Annotated in this window: 6 protein-coding genes; 5 read left to right on the forward strand and 1 reads right to left on the reverse strand. The window is 66.3% G+C overall.

The genetic code is table 11. The features are described 5' to 3' along the window. Positions 1 to 70: 70 nt before the first annotated feature. The gene (locus AC3WON_RS26530; protein ID WP_492317368.1) at positions 71 to 1,105 is read right to left on the reverse strand and encodes a putative 2-aminoethylphosphonate ABC transporter substrate-binding protein; all 1,035 of its coding nucleotides are present in this window, start codon (positions 1,103 to 1,105) and stop codon (positions 71 to 73) included. 265 nt (positions 1,106 to 1,370) lie between these two features. Here AC3WON_RS26530 and AC3WON_RS26535 point away from each other — a divergent pair, with 265 nt between their 5' ends. From AC3WON_RS26535 to gdhA, 5 genes are all read left to right on the forward strand, one after another. Further along, positions 1,371 to 2,081, forward strand: coding sequence for a phosphonate utilization associated transcriptional regulator (locus AC3WON_RS26535; RefSeq protein WP_492317369.1), 711 nt, complete (start codon positions 1,371 to 1,373; stop codon positions 2,079 to 2,081). A 59-nt stretch (positions 2,082 to 2,140) separates the two neighbouring features. Then, positions 2,141 to 3,403: a phosphonoacetate hydrolase gene (gene phnA / locus AC3WON_RS26540; protein ID WP_492317370.1), complete on the forward strand. Its 1,263-nt coding sequence runs from the start codon at positions 2,141 to 2,143 to the stop codon at positions 3,401 to 3,403. Positions 3,404 to 3,445: 42 nt separating this feature from the next. Continuing rightward, complete coding sequence (phnY, locus tag AC3WON_RS26545) at positions 3,446 to 4,909, forward strand: phosphonoacetaldehyde dehydrogenase (RefSeq protein ID WP_492340414.1); 1,464 nt, start codon at positions 3,446 to 3,448, stop codon at positions 4,907 to 4,909. Positions 4,910 to 5,077: 168 nt separating this feature from the next. Then, the gene (locus AC3WON_RS26550) at positions 5,078 to 5,833 is read left to right on the forward strand and encodes a DeoR/GlpR family DNA-binding transcription regulator (RefSeq protein ID WP_018308927.1); all 756 of its coding nucleotides are present in this window, start codon (positions 5,078 to 5,080) and stop codon (positions 5,831 to 5,833) included. Positions 5,834 to 6,123: 290 nt separating this feature from the next. Beyond that, on the forward strand, positions 6,124 to 7,467 hold the full coding sequence (gene gdhA, locus AC3WON_RS26555) for an NADP-specific glutamate dehydrogenase (RefSeq protein WP_492317372.1): 1,344 nt from the start codon (positions 6,124 to 6,126) through the stop codon (positions 7,465 to 7,467). Positions 7,468 to 7,497: the final 30 nt, after the last annotated feature.

Consider the following 7,497-nt stretch of genomic DNA (forward strand, 5'->3'; position numbering starts at 1 on the left):
CTGTTGGGAGACCCGGCGTCCTCTGCCCCAGGTGGGGCGAGGGCGCAGGTACACGACGGCGCTCAGGCGCTCAGGGCTGCTTCTCCGACTTGCTGGCATAGCGCTTCTGCCACTCGGCCAGCACGCGCTCGCGGTTCTTGGCGATATGGCTGAAATCGTTCTTGACCAGCATCTGCTCGTAGTTGGCCGGGATGGTCTCGATCTTCCTCGCCACGCCCGGATAGGCGACGATGGCCCAGTCCCTGGCAAACAGCTGGTTGGCCTCCTTGCTGGCCAGCCAGTCCATATAGCGCTGCGCGGCCTCCATTTTCTTGGTGCCCTTGACGATGCCGGCAGCCTCGATGTCGTAGCCCAGGCCTTCCTTGGGGAAGATCATCTCGATCGGCGCGCCCGAGGCCAGCGTCTTGTGCGCGCGCAGCTCGAACGAGATGCCGATCGGGAACTCACCCGAGCCGGCCTGCTTGCATGGCTTGGAGCCCGAATGGGTGTACTGGGCGATGTTCTCGTGCAGTGCATCCATGTACTTCCAGCCATCCTGCTCGCCATAGAGCTGCAGCCAGGCGGTCACGTCCAGGAAGCCGGTGCCGGAGGAGGCCGGGTTGGGCATCACGATGGTGCCCTTGTAGACGGGCTTGGCCAGGTCCTTCCAGGTCTCGGGGCGCGGCAGGTTGCGCTTCTTGGCTTCGATGGTGTTGAAGCAGATGGTTGCGCCCCAGACGTCCAGCCCCACCCAGGACGGCGGCGTGGCCTTGTCGCTGTAGTCGCGCGTCAGTTTCTCGAAGCCCTTGGGCGAGTAGGGCGCCAGCATCCCTTCCTGCTTGAGCAGTTCCAGGCTCGACGCAGCCAGCCCGGCGATCACGTCGGCCTGCGGGTTGCCTTTTTCAGCGAGCGCCTTGGCGGTGATGACGCCGGTGGAGTCGCGCACGTACTTCAGTTCGATATCGGGCGCCACCTTGGCAAAGCCCTCGGCGTACGGCTTGAGGGTCTCGATCTCCCACGCCGTGTAGACGGTGAGGGTGGTTTTCTGGGCCAGCGCCGTACCGGAGGCGGCTAGCGCAAGCAGGGCGGCGGCGGTGCGCAGGGTGGATCTGAAGGACGGTTGCATGGGGACTCCTTCTGGCATTGTAGGTGGAGATATGTGTCGATTTGGTGAATATGTTGCAATGCCACGAGGCGTGCTGCACAACATTGAAACACCGATAAACCCTTGTGCTACAACACTTGCAAGGCATATGCCTGGCTTTCAGCGCTCTGTTATTTACCTTGCGCGCTGTACCGATGCCTTGATTGTTGACAATATACAAACCGCTTGCTTTAATGGCAATAAGGATTTTCGATACTGCTTAATCCGTCACAAACGGGGAGTTTTCATGTCACGCCAAGCGCCGCTGGCGAGCGAAATCACCATCCTGCAGAGCCAGTCCCTGACCACCCTGGTGCAGCGTGAACTGGAACTGCGGATCATGTCGGGCGACCTGCCACCTGGCGCCAAGCTCAATGAGATCGAGGTGGCGGGGCAGCTGAACGTGTCGCGCGGACCGGTGCGGGAAGCCTTCCGGGCGCTGGAGCAGGCCGGCCTGCTGCGCACCGAGAAGAACCGCGGCGTGTTCGTGCGCGCCATTTCGGTGGAGGAAGCCGATGAGATCTATGAGCTGCGCGCGGTGCTCGATGAATTCATCGGCCGGCAACTGGCCGCCCGCGTCACGCCCGAGAGCCTGCGCGAACTGCGCGCCCTAGTGGAGGCGCTGGACGCGGCCAGCCAGGCGCGCGATGTCGACGAATACACGCGGCTGAACCTGGCGTTCCACGACCGCATGGTCGATCTGGCCGGTAACCGCAAGCTGCTGGACACCTACCGGCGCCTGGTCAAGGAGCTGACGCTGTTCCGCCGCGAGGCGCTGTCCGGCAGCCACGCCGCCATGCCCGATTCCACCCGCGAGCACCGCGCCATCGTCTCGGCGATTGCCGCGCGCGACGGCGAACTGGCCGCGCGCCTGATGCGCGAGCACGTGGAGCGTGGCCGCGCCCGCATGCATGCCGCCGTGGACCCGGCCAGCGCCGACAGGGGTGCTGCCGCCTGAATCCGACTGAATTTACTGAAGCTGACGACCCCGATCGCGCCTACGCACAGGAACCCACCATGCCCGACACCAATACCCGCACCCTTACCGTCAACCAGCGCACCTACCGCTGGATGCAGCAGCCTGTCGTGGTGGTCTGCGTCGACGGCTGCGAGTTCGACTACCTGGAAGCCGCCGCCGCCAGCGGCCGCGCGCCCTACCTGAAGCGGCTGCTGGAAGCCGGCTCTGCCTTCCGCGGCGCCTGCGTGGTGCCCACCTTCACCAACCCCAACAACCTGTCCATCGTCTGCGGCGCGCCGCCGGCGGTGCACGGCATCTGCGGCAACTACTTCTTTGACCGCAGCGCCAACGGCGGGCGCGGCGAGGAAGTGATGATGAACGACCCCAAGTACCTGCGCGCCGGCACCATCCTGGCCGCGTTTGCCGATGCCGGCGCCAGCGTCGCCGTGGTGACCGCCAAGGACAAGCTGCGCCGCTTGCTGGGCCATGGCATGCAGGGCATCTGCTTCTCGTCGGAGAAGGCCGACCAGGCCACGGTGGAAGAGAACGGCATCGACGGCGTGGTCGAGCTGGTCGGCATGCCGGTTCCCGACGTGTACAGCGCGGAGCTGTCTGAGTTTGTCTTCGCCGCCGGCGTGCGCCTGATGGAAACGCGCCGCCCGGACCTGATGTACCTGTCCACCACCGACTATATCCAGCACAAGTTCGCACCCGGCTCGGACGGCGCCAACGCCTTCTACGCCATGATGGACAAGTACCTGGCGCGGCTGGACGAACTGGGCTGTGTGGTCGCGCTGACCGCCGACCACGGCATGAACGCCAAGCACGACGACGCCACCAAGGCGCCCAACGTGATCTACCTGCAGGACCACCTGGACGCATGGCTGGGCCGCGGCGTGGAAGACGGTGGCGCGCGCGTGATCCTGCCGATCACCGACCCCTACGTGGTCCACCACGGTGCGCTCGGGTCCTACGCCACCATCTATCTGCCCGACGATGCGGACCCGGCCGCGATCCAGGCCCGGCTGTCCGACCTGCAGGGCGTGGAAAGCGTGCTGACCAACGCCGAGGCCTGCGCGCGCTTCGAACTGCCGCCCGACCGCGTCGGCGACCTGGTGGTGACCAGCGACAAGCATGTGGTGCTGGGCACCAGCCACAGCCGCCACGACCTGTCCGGGCTGGACGCGCCGCTGCGCTCGCACGGCGGCGTGTCGGAGCAGACCGTGCCGCTGGTATTCAATCGCGCCACGGCCGGTATCCCCGGCAAGGCCCAGCTGCGCAACTTCGACATCTTCGATGTCGCGCTGAACCATCTGCACTGAGTGCATCGAGCCGTACCGAACCGTGTTGACCGGAGGAGACTTATGAACGCCCCCCAATTCCCCGCTGGCGCCGTCAGCCCCCATTTCCGCGCCGAGGCCCTGCGCATCGACGGCCAGAAGATCGTGCGCGAGCGCGTGATCGAAGTGTGCAACCCGTATGACGGCACGCTGGTCGGCACCGTGCCCAAGGCCACGCTTGACGATGTGCGCCGTGCCTTCGAAGTTGGCCAGGCCTACCGCTCCACGCTGACGCGCTATGAGCGCGCCGCCATCCTGAACCGCGCCGCCGCGCTGCTGCGCGAACGCACTGAGGAGGCATCGGACCTGATCACGCTGGAATCCGGCCTGTCCAAGAAGGATTCGCTGTATGAGATCGGCCGCGTCGCCGACGTGCTTGGCTTTGCCGCCACCGAGGCGCTGCGCGACGATGGCCAGCTGTTCTCGTGCGACCTGACCCCCCACGGCAAGAAGCGCCGCGTGATGACCCAGCGCGAGCCGCTGCTGGGCGTGATCTGCGCCATCACGCCGTTCAACCACCCGATGAACCAGGTGGCGCACAAGGTGGCGCCGTCGATCGCCACCAACAACCGCATGGTGCTCAAGCCGTCGGAAAAGGTGCCGTTGTCGGCGTTCTACCTGGCCGACCTGCTGTATGAAGCCGGCCTGCCGCCGCAGATGCTGCAGGTGATCACCGGCGACCCGCGCGAGATCGCCGACGAGCTGATCACGCACCCCGCCGTGGACCTGGTGACCTTTACCGGCGGCGTGGCGATCGGCAAGTACATTGCCAGCAAGGCCGGCTACAAGCGCGTGGTGCTGGAGCTGGGCGGCAACGACCCGCTGATCGTGCTGGACGACGCCGACCTGGACCGCGCCTCGGACCTGGCGGTGCAGGGCTCGTACAAGAACTCCGGCCAGCGCTGCACCGCGGTCAAGCGCATGCTGGTGCATGAAGCCGTGGCCGCGCGCTTTACCGAACTGGTGGTGGAGAAGACCCGCGCGTGGAAATACGGCGACCCGATGGACCGCGGCGTGGACATGGGCACCGTGATCGACGAGCAGGCCGCGCAGCTGTTCGAGGCCCGCGTCAATGAGGCAGTGGCGCAGGGTGCGCGGCTGCTGGTAGGCAACCAGCGCAACGGCGCCAGCTATTCGCCGACGGTGCTGGACCGCGTGGACCCGTCGATGACCGTGGTGCGCGAAGAAACCTTCGGGCCGGTTTCGCCCATCATCACCTTCCGCGACGTGGACGATGCCATCCGGATTTCCAATGGCACCGCGTTCGGGCTGTCGTCCGGGGTCTGCACCAACCGCATCGAGGATTTCACCAGGATCGCCAATTCGCTGCATGTGGGCACGGTCAACCTGTGGGAAGTGCCGGGCTACCGCATCGAGCTGACGCCGTTCGGCGGCATCAAGGACTCGGGGCTGGGGTACAAGGAGGGGGTGCAGGAGGCGGCCAAGAGTTTCACCAACCTGAAGACGGTCACGCTGCCCTGGGCGTGAGGGTGCTGAAGTACTTGGGGAGCTTGAGCTTGCCGCTGGTTGGCTCCCTCTCCCGCTTGCGGGAGAGGGGGCGCGCTGTCGGTCGGGGGCGGGCCCATGGTCCTTGGCAAACCACAGCAGCCGCTGCGCTAGAATCAGCCCCCAATACCTGACGCTCCCGGAGTCACCGTGCTCGCCGAACAACGGCAGAAATACATCCTCGACCAGCTGTCCGCCACCGGCGCGCTGGCCATCAGCGAACTGGTGACCGAGCTCGACGTCTCGCGCGAGACCATCCGGCGCGACCTGAACGCGCTGGCCGCGCGTGGCCTGCTGGTGCTGACCCACGGCGGCGCGCTGGCCTCGGACCGCACCGAGCCAGATACCCAGACCCGCGCCGCAGTCAATGCGGAAGGCAAGCGCGCCATCGGCGTGCGCGCGGCGGAGCTGGTGCGCGACGGCGCCTCGCTGATCCTGGATTACGGCACCACTACCCACGCGGTGGCGCAGGCGCTGCATGGCCACCACAACCTGCTGGTCTACACCAACGACCTTGCCATTGCCCAGCTGCTGGGCCGGCGCAACGGCAACCGGGTGATCGTGCTGGGCGGGGAGCTGCAGGACAACGAAGACGCCACGCACGGCTGGGACACCATTGAACAGCTGTCGCGCTACCACACCGACTTTGCCTTTGTCGGCATCGGCGGCGTCACGCCGCGCGGCGAGATCTGCGACTTCTCCCGCGCCGCGGCGGAGCTGCGCAGCCGCATGCTGCTGGCCGCCGACGTGGCCTGCGTGGTCGCCGACCACACCAAGTTCGGCCGCAATACCGGGGTCAACATCAAGCATGGCGAGCAGGCCGCCTGGCTGATCACGGACATGGCGCCGGAGCCGGAACTGGCCGCGGCGCTCAAGGAGCGGGGCGCCAGGCTGCTCATCGCCTGAAGGCCGGGGAACCCACTCGCTGGACACAACGCTGTCCGCTGATCGCACGGAAATCCCGCCGCATGCACTAAAATGCGGCTTTCACGCCGCTGTCACAGGTGTTTTGACTGTCATGTGCCCCACGCTGGTGCTAAAGTGCTGCGTTGTCCGACAGGCACGGCCCGCCGTGACTGTGCGGACAACCGGAGGCCACCCACCTTCCATCGGCGCAACGCCCGACGGCACCACAGACCGGCACCAAGCCGGCAAGGCTGCCGGATCCAGCCACTCCAGCACAGCAAGAGACATCCGTGAATTCTCCCTCCCTTGACGCATTCCTGGCGGGGGTTGCCCGCCGCGACCCCAATCAACCTGAATTCCTCCAGGCCGTGAAGGAAGTGATGATGACGCTCTGGCCCTTTGTCGAGCGCAATCCGCGCTACGCCGACCAGGCCCTGCTCGAGCGGCTGGTGGAGCCCGAGCGCGTGATCCAGTTCCGCGTGGCCTGGACCGACGACCAGAACCGCGTGCAGGTCAACCGCGCCTTCCGCGTGCAGCACAGCTCGGCGATCGGCCCGTTCAAGGGCGGCATGCGCTTTCACCCGACCGTGAACCTGTCGGTGCTGAAGTTCCTGGGCTTCGAGCAGACCTTCAAGAACGCGCTGACCACGCTGCCCATGGGCGGCGGCAAGGGCGGCTCGGACTTTGATCCCAAGGGCAAGTCCGATGGCGAAGTGATGCGCTTCTGCCAGGCGCTGGTGACCGAGCTGTACCGCCACCTGGGCCCGGATACCGACATCCCGGCCGGCGACATCGGCGTGGGTGCGCGCGAAGTCGGCTTTATGGCCGGCATGATGAAGAAGCTGTCGAACCAGTCCGCCTGCGTCTTTACCGGCAAGGGCCTGGCCTACGGCGGCAGCCTGATGCGCCCGGAAGCGACCGGCTACGGCACGGTCTACTTCGCGCAGGAGATGCTGCACCGTCGCGGGCGCGCTTTCGACGGCCTGCGCGTGCTGATCTCGGGCTCGGGCAACGTGGCCCAGTACGCGGCCGAGAAGGCGATCGAGCTGGGCGCCACGGTGCTGACGCTGTCCGATTCCGGCGGCGTGCTGCATTACCCGCAGGGCATGACCACCGAGCAGCTGGCCGAAGTGATGGCCTTCAAGAATGAAGAGCGCGGCCGCCTGTCTGACTTTGCCGCCCGCCACGGCATGACCTTCGAAGCCGGCCGCACCCCGTGGCACGTGCCCGCCGACGTGGCGCTGCCGTGCGCCACCCAGAACGAGCTGGACGGCAACGACGCGGAGACCCTGCTCGGCAATGGCGTGATCTGCGTGGCCGAAGGCGCCAACATGCCGTCGACGCTGGAAGCCGTGGACCGCTTTGTCGATGCGAAGATCCTCTACGCCCCGGGCAAGGCCAGCAATGCCGGCGGCGTTGCCACGTCCGGACTGGAAATGTCGCAGAACGCCATGCGCCTGTCCTGGCACCATGCCGAGGTCGACGAGAAGCTGCACGCGATCATGAAGGACATCCACCAGAACTGCATCCACCACGGGCAGAAGGCGGATGGCTATATCAACTACGTGGAAGGCGCGAACATCGCCGGCTTCGTCAAGGTGGCCGACGCCATGCTGGCGCAAGGCGTGATCTGACCTGAAGTTCCGGCCGGCGCAATGCCGGCC

The sequence above is a fragment of the Cupriavidus sp. FW305-46 genome (genome assembly GCF_058787075.1).